The organism is Arthrobacter sp. zg-Y820, assembly GCF_030142155.1.
In the GTDB taxonomy this organism is placed as follows: Bacteria; Actinomycetota; Actinomycetes; order Actinomycetales; family Micrococcaceae; genus Arthrobacter_B.
The window spans coordinates 3,312,962-3,331,250 of the sequence record NZ_CP126247.1; the positions used below are offsets into that span (position 1 = coordinate 3,312,962).

The following is an 18,289-nucleotide window of genomic DNA, read 5'->3' on the forward strand; positions in this document are numbered from 1 at the left end:
AAAAGGAACGGGCCCGCCGTTCCGGATAACGCCTGCCGCCAAGTCGGGTGCGGGTCGATTGTGGAGGGAAGGAAGTGCAACGGCCGTCCGAGCCGCTACGGAAATGCGGGCAGCAGCGACAGCAGCAGCGGCACCACCGTCAGGGCCAGAAACGCCGGCAGCGCGCACAGCCCCAGCGGCACCACCAGCCGGACCCCCAGTGCCGCAGCCCGGCGCTCAGCTTCGCGGGCCCGCCGGCGCCGGAGCTGGGCTGCCTCCGCCAGCAGCACGGCGGCCGACGGTGCTCCGGTGGTGGCGACAAAGGTCAGGGCCGCGCGCAGCTGGGCCGCCGGAGCCTTGGGCGGCACCGGACCTCGCCGCGGGAACCGGAACGACGGCGAGCCGGAGGAATCCGGCGCGGCCGGCACGGGATCGGGTTCGGGTTCGGCCAGATCCCATGCCGCCGCCCAGGGGGCACCTAACGCCAGCGCCGCCTGCACCCGCCGCAGGCACACGGCGGTCCCGGAATCCACGACGTCCGCCAAGACGCCCAGTGCCGGCAGCAGGGATTGTCCGGCATCCAGCATCGCCGCCACGAGATCCAGCATCAGCGCCGGGTCACTAATTCCCGTGCTCTGGAGGGTGGCCTGCCCGGGGGCGTCCGACCGGCCGAAACCCTGGGCTGGTCGGGCTGCGGCCCCCGCCGGCCCGGTGCTTCTGCCCGGCAGCCACAGCAGAAGCCCGAAGGCACCGGCCAGGAGCACGGCGACCAGGACACCCGGCATCAGGGTCCCGCCGCCTGGCGGACCAGCGCCCGGGACCAGAACCTGCCGATCAGCGACAGTGCCGCACCGGCAGCCGCGGCCGCCCAGCCCAGCGGGCTGCCCGCCAGGACGGCCAGGGGATCAACACCCAGCAGATACCCCAGGCCGAGCCCGCCCACGGGCAGCCAGGTGAGCAGCCGGACCGTTGCCTGCGGTCCGGCCAACGCCGTTTCACGGGCCGCCTGCTGGTCCAGGCCGCTTTCCAGCTCCGCCGCATACCTGCCCAGAACTCCGGCCAGGGGTGCACCGCTGCGCTCCGAGACACTCACGCAGGCGGCCAGCTCAGTCCACAGCCCGTGCAGCGAGGAGGAACTGTCGCCGTTCCCGCCCGATCCCCGGCCGCGCCAGATCCTCCCTGCCCGGCCGGACCGTGGGGCGCCGGCCGCAGCGGCCGTCCGAAACACCGGCACCGGGCTCAGCCCCAGGGACGCAGCTTGGGCGGCTGCTTCCAGGACCGGCAGCAGCTGCGCCGCCAGGGGCCCGTGGGGTGCGGCGCCGGGGCCGCCCGTCTGCAGGGCAGCCGCATCGGCCCACAGCTGGTGGGGCGCCCGGCCCGCGGCCAGCAGCCCGGTGAGCTGATGGATAAGCAGCGGAAGGTCCTGCGCATCGGAACGGGCTCCGCGGGGCGATGCACGCGCCGAGGGTCCCGGCCGCCGAACCTGCTTCCCACCGGCCCGCTCCACCCTCCGCCCGCCGGACACCGGAAGGCGCCCTGCCGCTGGGCTGGAACGCGGCAACAGCAGCAGCGCAGCGCCCCACAGCAGCACAGCGGTGCAAAGGCCCGTCACGGGGTCAGCGTTTCGTGCCGCATACCGGCCGGCCCGTTTCCGACACCGCGGCTGAGGCGTTCCTGCAACGCCGCCCATCCGGGACCGTGGCTGTTTGCGGAGGAGGACGGCAGCAGTGCCGGGACGGTTAGCAGCCGGCCGTCGGATGACGCGGTGACGACGGCGATCTCGGCGACCCGGCGCCCGGCTGCCTCGCGGGCCAGATGCACCACCACGTCCAAGGCGCTGGCCGCCTGCAGGTTCACCGCAGTGCTGCTCATTCCAGCCAGAGCGCCCAGCGCTGCCAGCCGGGCGGGCACGCTGGCGGCGGAGTTGGCGTGGATCGTCCCGCCGGCGCCGTCGTGCCCGGTGTTCATCGCAGCGAGCAGCTCCCGGACCTCGGCGCCGCGGCACTCGCCCACGACCAGCCGGTCCGGACGCATCCGCAGCGCCTGCCGGACCAGCTCGGCCTGGTCCACCGACCCGGTGCCCTCCACGTTCCCGTGCCGGCTCTGCAGCCCCACGACGTGCGGATGCCTCGGATCCAGTTCGGCGGCATCTTCGACCAGCACCAGCCGCTCCCGGGGATCGCTCAGCGACAGCAGCGTGGAGAGAAGGGTGGTCTTTCCGGTGCCGGTGGCACCGCTGATCAGGAAGTTCAGCCGGGCCGCGACCATGCGCCGCAGGACGCCGGCGCTTTCCGGATCCACGGTGCCGCCGGCCTGCAGTTCCTCCAGCGTGAAGGTCAGGGTCCGCCGGATCCGGATGGACAGCAGGGTGGAGCCTGTGGAGACCGGCCGGAGCACGGCATGGACCCGGTAGCCGCGCAGCTGCACGTCCACGCAGGGATTGGAGTCATCCAACCGGCGTCCCCCGGCCGCTATCAGCCGCGCGGCGAGGGCCTGGACTTCGGTGTCGGACCCAAACCGCAGCCCGGTCAGTTCCAGACCGTGGCCGCTGTCCACCCAGACGCGGTCCGGGCCGTTGACCAGGATGTCGCTGATGCCGGGCAGCAGCGCCAGCTCCTGCAGCGGCCCCAGCCCCTGCAGCTCAGCCTGCACCCGGTCCACGGCCCGCAGCGCTCCCTCGGCCCCCAGCAGCCGGCCGCTGGATTGGACGGCAGCGGCCAGCCGGGCCCGGGTGACGGGTTCGCCGTCGTCGAGCATCTGCCGGCGCACCTGCCGCACCATCGGCGCGTCTCCGGCCCGCTGCTGCTGCGGGTCCGCAGCCGCGGACGGGAGCGCGGCTCGGCGTCCCCGCGGCGGGTTCATGGCCGGGCACCCTGGGCTGGGATGGCCGATTCCGGAAGGTCGGGAGCCAGCTGTTTGACCAGCTGTCCGGTGACCCGCCGGATCCGTTTCCGGCGGCCGCGCTCCAACAGGAGCCCGCGTGCTTCGGCATGTTCCAGGTTCCGCAGCGCGGGCAGGTAGCCGGCGAGGGAGAGCCCGACGGCGTCGGCGGCGCGGGCTTCGTCCAGCCCGTCCCCCAGCGGCCCCCGAACCACCACTGACTGGGGAACGGCGCCCAGGCTGCGGCGCAGGGATTGCGCGGCCAGCAGCGGCCGGAGCCGCCCGGGGACCACCAACAGCAGCGCATCGCAGGACAACAACAGCTGGCCGGGCCGGTGCCGGGCGCAGTCCACCACGGTCAGGGCAAAGGCCGCCCGGGCTGCGTCCATGACCGCACGGATGCTCTGCTCGGCTGCCTCTTCGCCTCCGTCCGGTTCGGCGGATGCAGTTCCCTCCGCCGCATCGGCAGCTGCAACCCCGGGGGTGCCGGACAGCAGCGCAAATCCGGAGACCTGGGGCAGTGCCGACATCAGCTGGACCGGGTTCAGCGACCCGCGGACATCCGCCAGATCCGGCCAGCGCACTCCGGGGACTTCGCCGCTGCCGAGGCTGGCGTCGAGCCCGCCGCCGTGCGGATCGCCGTCGACCAGCAGGGTGCCGAGGCCTTGGTCTGCAGCTTCATGGGCCAGCCAACACGCCAGGCTGGAGGCCCCCGCACCCCCGCAGCCTCCGATCACGCCCAGGACGTAACCCGCCGCCAGGAGACGCCGGCGGCTCAAATATTCGGCCAGCCAGCCGGAGGCCGCCGGCAGGACCGCTACCCGGGCGGCCTCCAGGCGTGCCGCCGCCTCCCACAAGCCCGTGTCCTGCACGGTGCCGACCAGGATGGTCTCGGTGCCCCGCCTCCCGGCGCCCCCGGGCCGCCAGCGTCCGGTCCGTTCCGGCGCGGCCAGGTCGCTGCCCAGCAGCAGCACCTCCGGGTTCCGGCCCAGTGCCGCCTGCACCTCCGCGAGCACCTCCAGCTGCAGGCCGGCCGCTGCCGCCACCCGGGATACTTCATCGGTGAGCCGCTGCGACTGGCTGACCAGGATCACCGGCGTTTCGGTTTCCCGGCGGCGAACCGCTGCAGCGCGGGACGTGGAGCGGGTCGGCGCCCGGGAGCCCGCGCCCCGCTCCGCCCGCGAGGGGCTTCCCCCGCCCGGGCCGTCCGGTGCCGCCACGGCGGCCCGGCGGGACTGGGCCGTCGGTACCCACAGCTGTTCCTCTGTCATGCCGTGAGTCTTTCCCGCTACCGGCAGGGACACGGCGGCAGCCGTGGCATCTGGGGACAAAAGGCGGTTCCGAGGCGGTTGTGCAGGAGAAGCCGCCCGCTCCGCCGCGGATGCCTGCACCCGCGGCCCGGGCCCCGCGCCGCGGGTGGCACACACCGACCATCCCCGGCCAGCAGGGACAATGGAAGCATGTACGTTGTCCTCACCCCGGCCGGTTCCGGTCCTGCCGCCGGTTCCCTGCAGCTCCAGGAGACCGACGACGCCGGGCAGCCCTCCGCAGCCCCCGCCGTCGTCGTGCCCGCCCTGCTCGCTGCCGTGGTCGGCGACTACGAGGACCGCACGCGGAACCTCCGCTGGGTGTTCAGCAGCACCCGCGAGATCTATCCGCAGCTGCTGCGCGCCGGCGTGCGGGTCGAGCGCAGCCATGACCTGGCCCTGGTCCGCGGCATCCTGCGCTTTTCCGAAGCCGCCGCGCTCTCCCCCTATATTGAGGCGCTGCGCGCCGAGGCTCCGGAGGGCGACGCGGACCTGCTCCCCCGCCAGTTGCTGCCGGTCCAGCCGGCGCCGAACCAGAGTTCGCTCTTTGAGGAGCTGGAGGGCTTCGACGACCCGGCGGCAAAGCGCGGACCCTCGCTCGAGGATCAGGTCACCGAGCTGCAGGCCCAGCTGGCCGCCGTCGCCGGCTCCCCGGCACGGCAGCGCCTGGCACTGCTGCTGGCCGCGGAATCGGCCGGCGGCCTGATCGCCGTCGAAATGGAACACGCGGGCCTGCCCTGGCGGCGCGACATCCACGAAGCCATGCTCGCCGCCGAACTCGGTCCTCGCCCGCCGGAGGGACAGCGCCCGGCCCGGCTGGAACAGCTGGCGGCTGAGCTGCGGAACAAACTGGGCAACCCCGGCTTCAACCCCGATTCGCCGCAGGAGCTGCTGCGCGCCCTGCACCGGGCCGGCATCGAAGTGAAAACCACCCGGTCCTGGGAACTGCAGCAGCATGAGCACCCCGCCATCACCCCGCTGCTGGAATACAAGCGGCTCTCCCGGCTGCTGACCGCCAACGGCTGGACCTGGCTTGATGCCTGGGTGGCCGAGGGCCGGTTCCGCCCCGAATACGTGGTGGGCGGCGTGGTGTCCGGCCGGTGGGCCTCGCGCGGCGGCGGCGCCCTGCAGATTCCCCGCTACGTGCGCGACGCCGTCCGGCCCGACCCGGGCCACAAACTGATCGTCGCCGACGCCGCCCAGCTCGAGCCGCGGGTGCTCGCCGCTCTGGGTCGGGACGACGCGCTGGCCGCCGCGGCCCGCGGCAAGGACCTCTACCAGGGCATCGCCGACCAGAACTTCAACGGCGACCGCGCGCAGGCCAAAATGGCGATGCTCGGCGCCATGTACGGGGCGACCTCCGGCGAAGCCGGCCGGCTGATGCCCGCCCTGACCAGGTCCTATCCGCAGGCGATCGACGTCGTCGAGCGCGGCGCCCGCGCCGGAGAAGCGGGCAAGACGGTCAGCAGCCATCTGGGCCGCAGCTCGCCTCCGGTCTCCGACCGGTGGCTGCGCGCCCAGCAGACCGCATCCGCCGAGGAGCAGCGCCGCGCCGATTCGCTGGCCCGCTCCCAGGGCCGCTTCACGCGCAACTTTGTGGTGCAGTCCACCGCGGCGGAGTGGGCGCTGTGCTGGCTCGCGGAAATACGACGGCGGCTGCGGGCGGCGTCGGTGTCCTCGCCGGCCGGGGAGCTGGTGTTCTTCCTGCACGACGAGGTCATGCTGCATGTGCCCGAAGCCCGGGTCGCGGAGGTCAGCGCCCTGGTCAGCGACGCGGCGGCGGCCGCAACCCGGCTGCTGTTCGGCCGGATTCCGCTGGAGTTCCCGGTGGTCGCGGTGACTGTGGATTCCTACGCCGACGCCAAGTAGCGGCCGCCGGGGGCGGTCCGGACGTCCCCTTTCCTGCGGCGACGGCGAGCACCCTTCCGCAGGCTAAAGGTCCGGAATGACTTCCCGTTCCTCGTCCCAGGGCAGGGTCCACCCCAGTTCATCCAGCACGGCGTTGAGGATGATTCCGGTAAAGCCCCACACCAGCACCCCGTTCACCAGGAACGCCGGAGAACGGTGTGCACGCGCGCCGTGGCTCAGCACGGCGGTCCGCCGGTTCTCCGGATTGAGCAGGTCCGCCACCGGCACCCGGAACACGGAGGCAGACTCACCGTAGTCCACCACGTCCACCGGCGTGGGCCGGTCCCACCAGCCCAGCACCGGCGTCACCAGGAAATTACTGATGGGCAGCCCCACCTCCGGGAGCGTGCCCAGCACGACGACGCCGTCCGGGTCCAGTCCCGTTTCCTCCCGGGCTTCCCGCAGGGCTGCGGCCTCCGGCCCGGCGTCCTCGGCATCGAGCGATCCGCCGGGGAAGGCCACCTGTCCGGGGTGGTCGTTGAGTGTGGCGGCCCGTTCGACCAGCAGGACGTCGAGTTCGTCGGGCACTCCGGCGGAGCGGAAGTCCGACGGCTTGTCGTCCAGATTGCCGAAGAGGATCAGCACGGCGGCGCGGCGGGCCGCGGCCGGGTCGACGCTGCGGCGCAGCAGCTCCAGGTTCGCGTCGAAGGAGGTGGTGCGGGCGGCGGCAGCGGCGCCCAGCGCCTTCAGGTCCGCGTAAGCACTCACGCTTCGAGTCCGTAACCGGCGGCCCGCAGCTGGGCGCGGGTTTCGGCGGCCATCATCCGGGCGTGCAGCTCCTCGCGGCCCGGAGCGAGCTCATATTTGAGCAGTTTCCGAGCCTTCTCGGGATCGGTTTCGCCCTCGCCGTAGGAGGGGCACAGCGCCGCGACGGCACAGGCTCCGCAGGCCGGGTTCTTGGAATGGCACACCCGCCGCCCGTGAAAAACCACCCGGTTGGACAGCGGCGTCCAGTCCTTGGGCTCGAACAGCTCGGCCACGTCCTCCTCGACCTTCACCGGGTCCTTGGACGTGGTCCAGCCGAAGCGGCGCGAGAGGCGGCCGAAGTGCGTGTCCACCGTGATGCCCGGAATTCCGAAGGCATTGCCGAGCACCACGTTGGCGGTCTTGCGGCCGACACCGGGCAGCGTGACGAGCTCTTCGAGCTTGTCCGGCACCTCGCCGTCGTACTCATCAACCAGCCGGGTGGACAGCGCCTTGATGCTGGCGGCCTTGGCGCGGAAAAAGCCGGTGGGCCGGATCAGCTCCTGCAGGTCCGATTCGTCGGCCTCGGCCAGTGCCTTGGCGTCCGGATAGCGGGCGAACAGCGCCGGCGTGACTGCGTTGACCCGGATGTCGGTGGTCTGCGCGGACAGCACGGTGGCGATCAGCAGCTCGAAGGCGTTGGTGAAGTCCAGCTCCGCCACGGCATAGGGATACAGCTCCCCCAGCGTCCGGTTGATCTTCCGCGCCCTGCGTTTGATTGCCAGCAGGGAGGGATCACTCCCGGTTGCCTTAACCACGTCCTCGTGTCCTTCTGTCGCGCCGGATCGGATGGTGCTGCTGCTGGGTGCTGCGTGCGGGAGAGGTCCCGGCCTACTCGCCGGAGTCCTCGCCGACCCGCTCGATGTTGCTCAGGTCCCGCAGCACGCCGATGCGGCCGGTGCGCTTGTCCTGCACCAGGAACTCGTTGCCGCGGTCTTCGAGCCCCAGCTCCCAGTCGCCCGGGTGGAACATGAACAGCGGCAGCCCGGTGCGCTCGTCGACAATCTGGCGGGGGGTGCCCACGGCGAACCAGAACGCCTCCACCACATTCTCGGATTCCTCGCGGGTGGCGCTGATGGAGTCGCCCGACGACGACGGCGAGATCAGGGGCGATGCCTGCGTGGCGGGTTCCGCCTCGAACCGCTTTACCTCGGACTGCGACGTTTCGGGCGATGCGGCCCGGGACTGCTGGGCCGGAACCACAGGGTTGACGGTGGTGGCGGCGATGGCATCCTCACGGCGCGGAGCCGGGGCTGCGGCTTGGGTAGTTGCTGCCGGGGCGCTCTGGACCGCGGCGGATTCGCTGCGGTCCGGTTCGGCGCCGGAGATGTCGCTGCCGGAGGTGTCGCCGCCGGAGGTTTCGCTGCTGCCGGTTTCGCTGCCGACAGCGTTGCCGCTGCTCGGAGTTGTTGCGGCCGTGGCACCGACGGCCGTGGCGCCGGCAGCCGGTGCGCTGCCTTCGGGAATGCCGTTCGGCGCCGGTGTGCCGGCGTCGGACTTGCGGCCGAACAGTCCGGTCGGCGCGAGCTTGGTGCCCATCCCGGCAAACCGGGACCCGGCGGGCCGGGACTCAGCCGGCCGCGACTCCGCGGAAGCGGCCTCGGCATCGGCGGGCACTGACGCACCGGCCTCCGAGGTCCGCGCCGGAGTGGCCGGAGTGGCCGGAGCAGCCGGAGCAGCCGGACGGCGGCGCAGGCGCACGGCGTCGCGCGCCATGACGTGGGCGGGCATCTCGGCGCGCTCATCGAACTCGCGGGAGAACGGAGGGATGTGCGGGGCGAGCGTCGTTGCTGCCACCAGGCCGAGGGCACCAATAAACGTCAGCAGCGTGCCGACGGTGAACTCGGTGACCAGCTGCAGGAAGAAGAAGGCCAGTGCCAGGACACCCACCACGGAACCGAACTGGTCCACGGACAGCGATCCGATGCGGTACTTCAGCTCCGGCGCCATCCGGCGGGCTGCGAACAGTCCGGCGACCAGCAGCGGCAGGATGATCCCGATCCCCAGGAAGAACAGCGGCGTCAGCGGCGACCAGAGCGTGACCTGCAAATCGAAGGAGACGTTCCACGGCAGCAGGGAACCGATCAGCATCAGCAGGACAGAACCGCCGACCACCAGGTCACGCAGGCCAAACGGGCCCAGGACTGCAGTCCGGGTCTTGTCCTCGCCGGCTGGACGGTTCTCGGCAGGTGCCGGGGTCTCCGCCACCGTTCGGGTGTCCTTTTCAACGGGGGGCTGGTTCATTTGCGTTTCTCCATTCACGACCGCCGCCAACGGGCCGGCATTAGCTGCGGTCCGCAGCGTCGACGGGCCGCCTGCACGGTTCAAAAAGCGGTTGCTTCCTCCCACAGCCTAGTCAACGCTCGAACCGCAGACTAGCCGAACTGCCGCAGGAGCACCCGCCGTGACCTACCGCTCACCGCAGAAACACCCCCTTTGCCGGGCCTGACTGTGACGGTGGACACACCGGGGCGCGATCGGCGCTAGGGTTGATTCAACGCTACGGCAGCCCCTCGATCCGGGCTGGACCGTGGGCACTCAGCTAGCGAAAGGGTTCACGATGTCTGAACAGTCCCCCGTCAAGCAACACGGCGATGCACTGGAGAACCTGCTCCACGAGGACCGCAGTTTTCCCCCCAGTCCCGAATTTGCCGCGAATGCCGTGGCCAAGCCTTCCCTCTATGAGGAAGCAGCCGCCGAAGGCCCTGAGTTCTGGGCCCGGCAGGCCCGCAGCCTGCTGACCTGGGACGAGGATTTCACCGAAACCCTGGACTGGTCCGACGCCCCGTTTGCCAAGTGGTTTGTCGGGGGCAAGGTCAACGCCGCCTACAACGCCCTGGACCGCCACGTCGAGGAAGGCCGCGGCGACCGGGTGGCCATCCACTTTGAAGGCGAACCCGGCGACACCCGCACATACACCTACGCCCAGCTCACCGAAGAGGTCAAGAAGGCCGCCAACGCCTTCGAGTCCCTCGGCGTGGCCAAGGGCGACCGGGTCGCCGTCTACCTGCCGATGATTCCCGAAGCCGTGATCACCATGCTGGCCTGCGCCCGCATCGGCGCGGTGCACTCGGTGGTCTTCGGCGGGTTCTCCGCCGATGCGCTGCGCAGCCGGATCGACGACGCCGAGGCCAAGCTGGTCGTCACCGCCGACGGCTCCTACCGGCGCGGCAAGCCGACGGCGCTGAAGCCGGCGGTGGACGAATCGCTGGTTCGGGACGGGCACACGGTCACCAGCGTCGTCGTCGTTCGCCGCAACGGCGAACCCGTGGAGTGGACCGAGGGCCGGGACGTGTGGTGGGACGACGTCGTCGGCGCCGCGAGCACCGAGCACACCGCCGTGGGCCACGATTCCGAGCATCCGCTGTTCATCCTCTACACCTCCGGCACCACGGGCAAGCCCAAGGGCATCCTGCACACCACCGGCGGTTACCTGGCCCAGACGGCGTTCACGCACCTGAACACCTTCGACCTCAAGCCGGAAACCGACGTGTACTGGTGCACCGCTGACATTGGCTGGGTCACCGGGCACTCCTACGTGACCTACGCGCCGCTCGTCAACGGTGCCACCCAGCTCATCTACGAGGGCACCCCGGACACCCCGCACCAGGGCCGCTGGTGGGAACTGGTCGAGAAGTACAAGGTCTCCATCCTGTACACCGCGCCCACCGCCATCCGCACCTGCATGAAGTGGGGCCGGGACATTCCCGGAAAGTTCAACCTGGACTCGATCCGCGTGCTCGGCTCCGTGGGCGAGCCCATCAACCCCGAGGCCTGGATGTGGTACCGCACCGTCATCGGCGCCAACGGCGGCAAGAAGGAAACCCCCGCCCCGATCGTTGACACCTGGTGGCAGACCGAGACCGGCGCCCACATGATCGCGCCGATGCCCGGCGTCACGGCCACCAAGCCCGGCTCCGCGCAGGTGGCGGTGCCCGGGATCTCCATCGACGTGGTGGATGAGATGGGCGAGCCGGTGCCCAACGGCTCCGGCGGCTTCCTGGTGATCAAGGAACCCTGGCCCGCGATGCTGCGCGGCATCTGGGGCGATCCGGAGCGGTTCAAGCAGACCTACTGGTCGCGGTTCGACAACATGTACTTCGCGGGCGACGGCGCCAAGAAGGACGAAGACGGCGACATCTGGCTGCTCGGCCGGGTCGACGACGTCATGAACGTCTCGGGGCACCGGCTCTCCACCACTGAAATCGAGTCCGCCCTGGTGAGCCATCCCTCCGTGGCCGAGGCCGCCGTCGTCGGCGCCCGCGACGACACCACCGGCGAGGCCGTGGTGGCGTTCGTGATCCTGCGCGGCAGCGCCAAGGACGACGACGACATTGTCACCACCCTGCGCAACCACGTGGGCAAGGAGATCGGCCCGATCGCCAAGCCGCGGCACATCCTGGTGGTTCCGGAACTGCCCAAGACCCGGTCCGGCAAGATCATGCGCCGGCTGCTCAAGGACGTGGCCGAGGGGCGCGAGGCCGGCGACTCCAGCACTCTCGCCGACAACACCGTCATGCAGCAGATTGCGGAGTCAATGCGCAAATAGCGCCGACAGCCACGCGAAATGGCAGAAGGTGCGCTTCCCAGCCCTGGGAAGCGCACCTTCTGCCATTTCGGCGGGGATTACTAGCCGACGGTGACGTCGAGCTCGACGTCGATGTTCCCGCGGGTTGCGTTGGAGTACGGGCAGACCTGATGGGCGGACTCGACGAGCTTCTCAGCGGTGGCCTGGTCGACGCCGGACATTTCCACGTGCAGCTCAACGCCGAGCTTGAAGCCGACTTCCTGCTGGTGGATGCTGACGTCGGCCGTGATCGCGGCATCGGCGATCGGAGCCTTTTCGGCGCGGGCAATCATCTTCAGCGCCGAGAGGAAGCACGCGGCGTAGCCGGCGGCGAAGAGCTGCTCCGGGTTGGTGCCGTCGCCGGCGCCGCCCATTTCAGCGGGAATCGCCAGGTTGACCTTCAGCTGGCCGTCGCTGGTCTGGGCCTCTCCGTTGCGGCCGTCTCCGGATGCGGTGGCTGACGCGGTGTACAAAGCGCTCATGGCTACTCCTTCAGTTGGGGGACGTTCAGGTAGACTAACCAGTACGTCTACTTGGGCCAGTAAAGCCGTCTTCGGCCCGTTCCGCAACCGAGGAGGATCCATGACCGCTTCATCCCCGGTGCGCGCCCGCATCCTGGAAGCTGCCGCTTCCCTCTTCTACTCCGAGGGCATCCGCGCCGTGAGCGCCGACCGGATCATCGCCGACGCCGGAACCACCAAGGTGACGTTCTACCGGCACTTCCGCACCAAGGAGGACCTGGTGGTGGCCTACCTGCAGGCCCAGACCGACCGGGTCCGCGCCGCCGCCGAACACCTGAGCGACGACCCCTGCACCGGACTGCTGCAGCTGGCCGAAGCGATGGGCGCCGAGACCTGTCTTCCCGGCTTCCGCGGCTGTCCGTTCATCAATGCCGCCGCCGAATATCCCGACGCCAACTCACCGGTCCGCGCCGTCGTCCGGGATCACCGGCAGTGGCTGCACGCCGAAGTCAGCGGCAGGCTCACCCGGCTGGGAGCACCCGACCCGGACGCCCTGGCGGACCAGCTGCTGATGCTGCGGGACGGGGCCATGGTGCACGGTTACGTTTCCGATCCCGCCGGCGTCGCGGCATCCCTGGTCAGCGCCGGGCGGGCCCTCCTCGCCGCCGCCCTGTATTGAACGGGTCCGGCCGGCTCCGTCATTTGGGGGAGCCGGGACTCGCCGAGTTGGCACCGGAGCGCACGGGGTAGCAGAATCAGTGCTCGTGTCTATTACCAGTACCGCCTCCCCTGAATTCACACCCGCTCCGCCCGACCCTCTGGGCGGGCAGCCCTCGCGCCGAATGGCGCGCAAGGTCGCCGGAGCGTCCTTCGTTGGGACGGCACTGGAGTCCTACGACTTCTACGTCTTCGGAACGGCAGCCGCGCTGGTCCTGAACCGGATCTTCTTTCCGGACGTCGATCCGCTGATCGGCACCCTGCTGTCCTTCCTGTCCCTGGGCATCGGCTTCATTGCCCGCCCGGTCGGCGCCGTCCTGTTCGGCCACATCGGTGACCGGATCGGGCGCAAGAAATCCCTGATCTGGACCATAATCCTCATGGGCACCGCCACCGGAGCCATTGGCCTGCTGCCGGATTACAACACCATCGGCCTCTGGGCCCCGGCACTGCTGGTGACCCTGCGGCTGCTGCAGGGGCTGGCCGTGGGCGGGGAATGGGGCGGAGCCATCCTGATCGCCACCGAACACGCCGAGCCGCGCAAGCGGGCCCTCTATGCCGCCATTCCGCAGATCGGCTCCCCGGTAGGCACCATCATGGTGACCGGCACCTTCCTGCTCCTGACCAACGTCTCGCAGGAAACCATGGAGGCCGGCCTGTGGCGGGTGCCGTTCCTGATGGCCTTCCCCTTCATGGCCATCGCCCTGTACCTGCGCTTCGCCATCGAGGAAACCCCCGTCTTCAAGGACGTCGCCGGCCATCAGGCAGTGGCACGCGTCCCGGTCCTCGAGGTCCTGAAGACCCAGCGGCTGGCCGTCCTGGTCGCCACGGCGGCGTCCCTGCTGGGCATTGGCTCCTACTTCCTGATGACCACCTACACGCAGGCCTACGGCACCGAACAGCTGGGCCTGTCCGCGACCACGGTGCTCAACGCCGCCCTGGTGGGCTCGGTCCTGCAGCTGGCCACCATTCCGGCCTTCGGCTGGCTGGCCACGAAGATCGGCTCCGCCCGCATGGTGACCGCCGGCGCCGTCGCCACGCTGCTGATTTCCTTCCCGCTGTACTGGATGATCAGCACCGCGGACCAGACCACGTACATCCTCACCATCCTCATCGGCGGCATTGCCCCGACGGCCGCGTGGGCGGCGCTGGGCGGCCTCATGGCTGACCTGTTCCCGGCCCGCACCGGCTTCACGGCACTGTCCCTGGCCTACAGCTTCGCCGGCATCCTGGCCGGATTCGCTCCGGCGCTAACCTCCGCCTTCGCGCAGGCAACGGACAGCGCCTGGTGGCACCCCGGCGTCGTCCTGGCGCTGATGTCGGTGGTGACCATCATCGGTGCGGCGGCGGCGGGCCGGATGACGCGCCGCAACGCCGAGGCGGCGGCCGGCGCGCCGGTTGGCGCATAGTTAACCCATGACTGCCTCCCGCACCCGCAATTTGCTTGTCCTCAACGGCCCCAACCTGAACCTCCTGGGCACCCGGGAACCGGGGATCTACGGCTCCGACACGCTGGACGACGTCGAATCCCTCGCCCTGAGCGCGGCAGAGGCGCACGGCTGGACGGTCGACTGCATCCAGTCCAACCACGAGGGGGACCTGATCGACGCGATTCACGGCGCCCCGGGCCTGGCGGACGCCATCATCATCAACCCCGCGGCGTACAGCCACACCTCGGTGGCCATCCCCGACGCCCTCTCCGGCGTCGGACTGCCGGTGGTCGAGGTGCACCTGAGCAACATCCACCGCCGTGAGGAGTTCCGCCACCACTCCTACGTCTCGGCGGTGGCCGACGTCGTCATCTGCGGCGCCGGGATCGCCGGCTACGGGATGGCAGTGAATTACTTGGCCGCGAGGCTGGACGGCGCAGCGAACGCCTGAGGCACAGTGCCGGCCGCCGATCGCCCCCGACGGGTCCGGCGGCCGGCAACACGGCTCCTATTCGCCCGAGATGCACTGCCCGGGTGAAACCGGCGCCTGGTAGCTGGCGGCCGCCTCGGCCACCGGACCCACCTCGCCCAGCGACAAGGCATAGCCGATCGGCTGATCGCCGGTCGTCTTGGCGAAGATGACCCCGGCCACCCGCCCGTCGATGTCCAGCAGCGGACCGCCGGAGTTGCCCTGCTGGACGTTGGCAGCCAGCGTGTAGACCTCCAGCACCTCCGGGGCAGCACCGTAGATGTTGCGGACGGAGACGTCGGAGAGGCGCTCCACATTGGCCGCCTGCAGGCGGAACGGGCCGCCGGCCGGATAGCCGGCAAACGCGGCGGTGGTGTCGTTGGGCAGGACTTCGCCCAGCGGAATCGGATCCGCCTCCAGATTGTCCACGGCCAGCACCGCCAGGTCACGCGAACTGTCGAAATAGACCACCTTGCCCGGCAGCGCTCCGCCGTCGGGAACCTGCACCACGGGCTCGGAAACACCGGCCACCACGTGGGCGTTGGTGATCACGCGGTCGTCGGCAACCACGAAGCCGGAACCGGTCTGGTTCTGCCCGCACTGGTAGGCGGTGCCGGTGATTTTCACCACGGACTCCGATGAAGCCTGCAGGGCTGCGGAGGAGAGCCCCTCGTCGGGTGCGACGACGGTTTCCGGGGCCGCGTTGTCCAGGATGGTCGGCAGGCCCTCGGCCAGGGTGAAGGACCGCACCTGCGCGGTCCAGGCCTGGACTCGGTCCGGAGTGGCCTCGTCGATCGCGGACAGCACCTTGGATGAGGTGATCTGCTGCGACAGGAAGGGCACGCCCAGCGTATTGACGCTGAACGCAAGCATCGACATGACCAAGGCGGACACCGCCAGGTTCACTGCACCGCCGAACAGCCGGTCCAGGAACCGCAGCGGAGGGAAGTTCAGCCAGCGCCGGATTCCGCCGCCCAGAGCGGCTCCGAGCGCATGTCCGCCCAGGACAAGCACCACCGCAGTGGCGATCACGGCGGTCAGCCGCCAGCCATTGTCGGGCACCCACGCCGCCACCAGCGGAATCGCGAAGAACGCGGCAACGGCGCCGGCCACGAAGCCGACAATGCCGCCCAAAGTCACTACCAGACCGTTCCGCAGACCGGCGATGAGGTAGAACAGCAGCGCCAAAAGCAGAATGATGTCAAGCAGGGAAAATCCGAGCACAAACAGCTCCAAGTACGGGGTAGGGGACCAATGCGGGGACCGTCAGAAGACGGCCCCTGCCACCCGAGTTTAGCGGCCCAAGCTGTGGAAGCAGTTCGCCCCGGGGTGCCGCGGGCACAGCGCCGGGGCGTCCTTTTTATCATCCGAGGGCGAACAAAGCTATTACAGGTGTCACATGGGGCCGCAGTGCGAGAAGATAATAGAAGGGACAACTATTTACAGGAGATTTCATGGATATCGAGGTACTGCGCCGTGCGCCACTGTTCGCCTCATTGGGAGACGACGTCTTCGCAGCTCTGACCGACGAGCTGACCGAGGTCGACCTTTCGCGCGGCGCATCAGTTTTCCGCGAGGGTGACCAGGGCGACCAGCTGTATTTCATCGTGTCCGGAAAGATCAAGCTGGGCCGCTCGGCACCCGACGGCCGCGAGAACCTGCTGGCCATCCTCGGCCCGGGCGAGCTCTTCGGCGAGATGGCACTGTTCGATCCGAGCCCCCGCAACGCCACCGCCACCGCGGTGTCGGAAACCCGCCTGGCGGGACTGCGGCACGACAACCTGAAGGCGCTGCTGGAAACGCGCCCGGAGGTGTCGGTGCAGCTGCTGCAGGCCCTGGCCCGCCGCCTGCGCCGCACCAACGAGTCCCTTGCGGACTTGGTCTTCTCGGACGTTCCCGGCCGCGTCGCCAAGGCGCTGCTGGATCTGGCGGACCGCTTCGGCCGCCCCGCAACTGACGGCATCCTGGTGGCGCATGAGCTGACCCAGGAAGAACTGGCCCAGCTGGTCGGTGCTTCCCGGGAAACCGTGAACAAGGCCCTGGCCGAGTTCGTGCAGCGCGGCTGGCTGCGCCTCGAGGCGCGCGCCGTGGTCATTCTGGACGTCCAGCGGCTGCGCCAGCGCTCCCGCTAGGTTTCCGCCTGCGGCTAACCGCACGCAGTACGACGGCGCCGCCCCCTTTGTTGGGGGCGGCGCCGTCGTCGTTAACCGGCGTCACCGTTCTTCACGGGAGGCCTTGTTAACAGGCGCCGGGGCGGCCTGTTAACAAGGCGGAATCCGGGTCAGCGTCCCCGCTGCGCCGAGCCTTCAGCGACACCGCTGAGCTTCACGGCCAGCCAATAGCCGCCGTCCGCCTGCACCAGTTCAGGCTGGAACACAGCAGCGGGCCGGCGCGAGGCCAAATAGGCGATGCAGCCGCGGGCGCTGGCCAGCTTTTCCAGGACCAACTCCACCTGCGGAACGGTCAGCTCCCCGAGGGTCAGCCCCACGGTGTCCGGCAGCCCGATTTCGTCCCCGAGGGACGGGATGTCCCGGGCCGCGATTTCAGCGGCCGCGGACCGCCACTGGCCCCAGACGCCCTTGCCCTCGAGCAGGGAGGTCTCCTGCCCGAGAGGCTGCACCGCGGCGAAATAGCGGGTGTCGAAGCGGCGAAGGGCGAAGTCGGCCGTCTGCCAGTTGGACAGCGGACGGAGCAGATCGGTGCGCAGGCCCAGTCCGCGCCGGGACAGCAGCTCCAGGAAGGACGCGTCTCCGGCGGCGATCGCGGTGCGTGCGGCCATCCACTCCGGGCCGCGGTTGGCCTCCAGCAGCGTTGACTCGTCCGGACCGGCCAGCAGGATGCCGGTTTCTTCAAACAGTTCGCGGATGGCCGCCACCACATGGCGCCGTGCCAGCCGGGGATCGTCGATGCCCAGCGACTTGGCCCACGCCGCCGGGGCCGGGCCGTACCAGGCGGCGGCGGTGGCGTCGTCGCCCTCTTCGATGCTGCCGCCGGGAAAAGCGACCTTGCCCAGCGGGGACTCGCCGCGCCGGTAGGTCAGGTAGGTTTCGGTGCCGCGGGGAGCGTCCCGCACCAGCACCACCGACGAGGCCAGGCGGGGCTTGCGCGGTGTGCGGTCACCGTGCTCTAGCCAGCTTTCCGCAGCCCCCCGCAAATACGGGGGGACCGGGAAAAGCCGTACGGAGGAATTAGGCAAATTCAGCGATCACTTCTACTTCCACCGGGGAATCCAGCGGCAGCACTGCCACGCCGACGGCGGAGCGGGCGTGGATGCCCGCCTCGCCGAAGACCTTCCCCAGCAACTCGGATGCACCGTTGATGACGGCGGGCTGACCGGTAAATGACGGATCGGATGCCACGTAGCCCACCACCTTGACGATGCGGCTGATCCGGTCCAGATCCCCGATCTGGGCCTTGATGGCGGCCAGCGCATTCACGGCGCACGTCGCAGCGTAGGCGGCGGCGTCGTCGGCGGACACCTCGGCGCCCACCTTGCCGGCGGCCGGCAACACGCCGTTGACGAACGGCAGCTGGCCTGAGGTGTAGACGTAGTTGCCCGTAACGACGGCGGGCACGTAGGCGGCCACGGGAGCCGCGACGCCGGGCAGGTCCAGACCCAGCTCCGCGAGTCTCCGCTCGACGGCCGAAACCGCTGCCGTCCGCTCAGACACTACGGCTTCTCGCGCTTCAGGTAGGCCACAGCTCCGGTGCCGTTCGGGGCGGGGGTGATTTGCACCAGTTCCCAGCCTTCTTCGCCGTGCATGTTAAGGACAGCTCCCGGTGTGTGAAGAGGAAGCGGCGTGATGAAATATTCCCATTTGTTCATA

General features: G+C 70.0%; 18 protein-coding genes. 6 read left to right on the forward strand and 12 right to left on the reverse strand.

Translation table 11 applies throughout. The features are described from left to right. Positions 1 to 95 precede the first annotated feature (95 nt). From QNO08_RS15100 to ssd, 4 genes are read right to left on the reverse strand one after another with little or no spacing between them, the layout of a single operon-like run. On the reverse strand, positions 96 to 764 hold the full coding sequence (locus tag QNO08_RS15100) for a type II secretion system F family protein (protein WP_229966110.1): 669 nt from the start codon (positions 762 to 764) through the stop codon (positions 96 to 98). Next, positions 764 to 1,591: a hypothetical protein gene (locus tag QNO08_RS15105; RefSeq protein WP_229966111.1), complete on the reverse strand. Its 828-nt coding sequence runs from the start codon at positions 1,589 to 1,591 to the stop codon at positions 764 to 766. The genes QNO08_RS15100 and QNO08_RS15105 overlap by 1 nt, the downstream gene beginning before the upstream one ends. Then, positions 1,588 to 2,841 carry a TadA family conjugal transfer-associated ATPase gene (locus QNO08_RS15110; protein ID WP_442860501.1) on the reverse strand — a complete coding sequence of 418 codons (1,254 nt, stop codon included), beginning with the start codon at positions 2,839 to 2,841 and terminating at the stop codon, positions 1,588 to 1,590. Before QNO08_RS15110 ends, QNO08_RS15105 begins: the two co-directional genes overlap by 4 nt. After that, positions 2,838 to 4,130, reverse strand: a complete 1,293-nt coding sequence (gene ssd / locus QNO08_RS15115) for a septum site-determining protein Ssd (protein WP_229966112.1) — start codon at positions 4,128 to 4,130, stop codon at positions 2,838 to 2,840. The genes QNO08_RS15110 and ssd overlap by 4 nt, the downstream gene beginning before the upstream one ends. Positions 4,131 to 4,319: 189 nt before the next feature. On the opposite strand from ssd, the gene QNO08_RS15120 reads away from it, so the two are divergent. After that, positions 4,320 to 6,035, forward strand: a complete 1,716-nt coding sequence (locus QNO08_RS15120) for a bifunctional 3'-5' exonuclease/DNA polymerase (RefSeq protein ID WP_229966113.1) — start codon at positions 4,320 to 4,322, stop codon at positions 6,033 to 6,035. Positions 6,036 to 6,098: 63 nt separating this feature from the next. Here QNO08_RS15120 and QNO08_RS15125 read toward each other — a convergent pair whose 3' ends face one another. The 3 genes from QNO08_RS15125 to QNO08_RS15135 all read right to left on the reverse strand — a co-directional run bounded on the left by QNO08_RS15125 (position 6,099) and on the right by QNO08_RS15135 (position 9,062). Next, on the reverse strand, positions 6,099 to 6,782 hold the full coding sequence (locus QNO08_RS15125; RefSeq protein WP_442860502.1) for an NUDIX hydrolase: 684 nt from the start codon (positions 6,780 to 6,782) through the stop codon (positions 6,099 to 6,101). After that, entirely contained in the window at positions 6,779 to 7,576 is a 798-nt protein-coding gene (nth, locus tag QNO08_RS15130; protein ID WP_229966114.1) for an endonuclease III, read from the reverse strand. The genes QNO08_RS15125 and nth overlap by 4 nt, the downstream gene beginning before the upstream one ends. Positions 7,577 to 7,649: 73 nt before the next feature. Then, positions 7,650 to 9,062, reverse strand: coding sequence for an MFS transporter (locus tag QNO08_RS15135; protein WP_229966115.1), 1,413 nt, complete (start codon positions 9,060 to 9,062; stop codon positions 7,650 to 7,652). Positions 9,063 to 9,378: 316 nt separating this feature from the next. On the opposite strand from QNO08_RS15135, the gene acs reads away from it, so the two are divergent. Then, entirely contained in the window at positions 9,379 to 11,367 is a 1,989-nt protein-coding gene (gene acs / locus QNO08_RS15140) for an acetate--CoA ligase (RefSeq protein WP_229966116.1), read from the forward strand. Between the two features lie 80 nt (positions 11,368 to 11,447). Here the strand turns inward: acs and QNO08_RS15145 are convergent, their stop codons facing one another. Continuing rightward, positions 11,448 to 11,867 (reverse strand): organic hydroperoxide resistance protein, encoded by a 420-nt coding sequence (locus QNO08_RS15145; RefSeq protein ID WP_229966117.1) that lies wholly within the window; start codon positions 11,865 to 11,867, stop codon positions 11,448 to 11,450. A 100-nt stretch (positions 11,868 to 11,967) separates the two neighbouring features. Between QNO08_RS15145 and QNO08_RS15150 the strand changes: the two genes are divergently transcribed. From QNO08_RS15150 to aroQ, 3 genes are all read left to right on the forward strand, one after another. Further along, a complete protein-coding gene (locus tag QNO08_RS15150; RefSeq protein ID WP_229966118.1) occupies positions 11,968 to 12,525 on the forward strand; it encodes a TetR/AcrR family transcriptional regulator in 558 nt (185 codons plus the stop codon). Between the two features lie 85 nt (positions 12,526 to 12,610). Next, entirely contained in the window at positions 12,611 to 13,972 is a 1,362-nt protein-coding gene (locus QNO08_RS15155; protein ID WP_229966119.1) for an MFS transporter, read from the forward strand. Positions 13,973 to 13,979: 7 nt separating this feature from the next. Then, positions 13,980 to 14,444, forward strand: coding sequence for a type II 3-dehydroquinate dehydratase (gene aroQ, locus QNO08_RS15160; RefSeq protein ID WP_229966120.1), 465 nt, complete (start codon positions 13,980 to 13,982; stop codon positions 14,442 to 14,444). 57 nt (positions 14,445 to 14,501) lie between these two features. Here aroQ and QNO08_RS15165 read toward each other — a convergent pair whose 3' ends face one another. Beyond that, positions 14,502 to 15,686 (reverse strand): MarP family serine protease, encoded by a 1,185-nt coding sequence (locus QNO08_RS15165; RefSeq protein WP_229966121.1) that lies wholly within the window; start codon positions 15,684 to 15,686, stop codon positions 14,502 to 14,504. Between the two features lie 230 nt (positions 15,687 to 15,916). On the opposite strand from QNO08_RS15165, the gene QNO08_RS15170 reads away from it, so the two are divergent. Beyond that, entirely contained in the window at positions 15,917 to 16,594 is a 678-nt protein-coding gene (locus QNO08_RS15170) for a Crp/Fnr family transcriptional regulator (protein ID WP_104053107.1), read from the forward strand. A 149-nt stretch (positions 16,595 to 16,743) separates the two neighbouring features. On the opposite strand, the gene QNO08_RS15175 is transcribed toward QNO08_RS15170, so the two are convergent. From QNO08_RS15175 to sp36, 3 genes are read right to left on the reverse strand one after another with little or no spacing between them, the layout of a single operon-like run. Then, positions 16,744 to 17,658 (reverse strand): NUDIX hydrolase, encoded by a 915-nt coding sequence (locus QNO08_RS15175; protein ID WP_229966122.1) that lies wholly within the window; start codon positions 17,656 to 17,658, stop codon positions 16,744 to 16,746. Further along, positions 17,651 to 18,133, reverse strand: a complete 483-nt coding sequence (locus QNO08_RS15180) for a RidA family protein (RefSeq protein WP_229966123.1) — start codon at positions 18,131 to 18,133, stop codon at positions 17,651 to 17,653. The genes QNO08_RS15175 and QNO08_RS15180 overlap by 8 nt, the downstream gene beginning before the upstream one ends. Then, positions 18,133 to 18,288 (reverse strand): Sp36 family protein, encoded by a 156-nt coding sequence (gene sp36 / locus QNO08_RS15185; RefSeq protein ID WP_229966124.1) that lies wholly within the window; start codon positions 18,286 to 18,288, stop codon positions 18,133 to 18,135. The genes QNO08_RS15180 and sp36 overlap by 1 nt, the downstream gene beginning before the upstream one ends. Position 18,289: the final 1 nt, after the last annotated feature.

Coding starts and splice junctions, on each gene's coding strand:
- QNO08_RS15100 (WP_229966110.1), bottom strand. CDS start 764: ATGCCGGGTGTCCTGGTCGCCGTGCTCCTGGCCGGTGCCTTCGGGCTT.
- QNO08_RS15110 (WP_442860501.1), bottom strand. CDS start 2,841: ATGAACCCGCCGCGGGGACGCCGAGCCGCGCTCCCGTCCGCGGCTGCG.
- ssd (WP_229966112.1), bottom strand. CDS start 4,130: ATGACAGAGGAACAGCTGTGGGTACCGACGGCCCAGTCCCGCCGGGCC.
- QNO08_RS15120 (WP_229966113.1), top strand. CDS start 4,320: ATGTACGTTGTCCTCACCCCGGCCGGTTCCGGTCCTGCCGCCGGTTCC.
- QNO08_RS15135 (WP_229966115.1), bottom strand. CDS start 9,062: ATGAACCAGCCCCCCGTTGAAAAGGACACCCGAACGGTGGCGGAGACC.
- acs (WP_229966116.1), top strand. CDS start 9,379: ATGTCTGAACAGTCCCCCGTCAAGCAACACGGCGATGCACTGGAGAAC.
- QNO08_RS15145 (WP_229966117.1), bottom strand. CDS start 11,867: ATGAGCGCTTTGTACACCGCGTCAGCCACCGCATCCGGAGACGGCCGC.
- QNO08_RS15150 (WP_229966118.1), top strand. CDS start 11,968: ATGACCGCTTCATCCCCGGTGCGCGCCCGCATCCTGGAAGCTGCCGCT.
- aroQ (WP_229966120.1), top strand. CDS start 13,980: ATGACTGCCTCCCGCACCCGCAATTTGCTTGTCCTCAACGGCCCCAAC.
- QNO08_RS15170 (WP_104053107.1), top strand. CDS start 15,917: ATGGATATCGAGGTACTGCGCCGTGCGCCACTGTTCGCCTCATTGGGA.
- sp36 (WP_229966124.1), bottom strand. CDS start 18,288: ATGAACAAATGGGAATATTTCATCACGCCGCTTCCTCTTCACACACCG.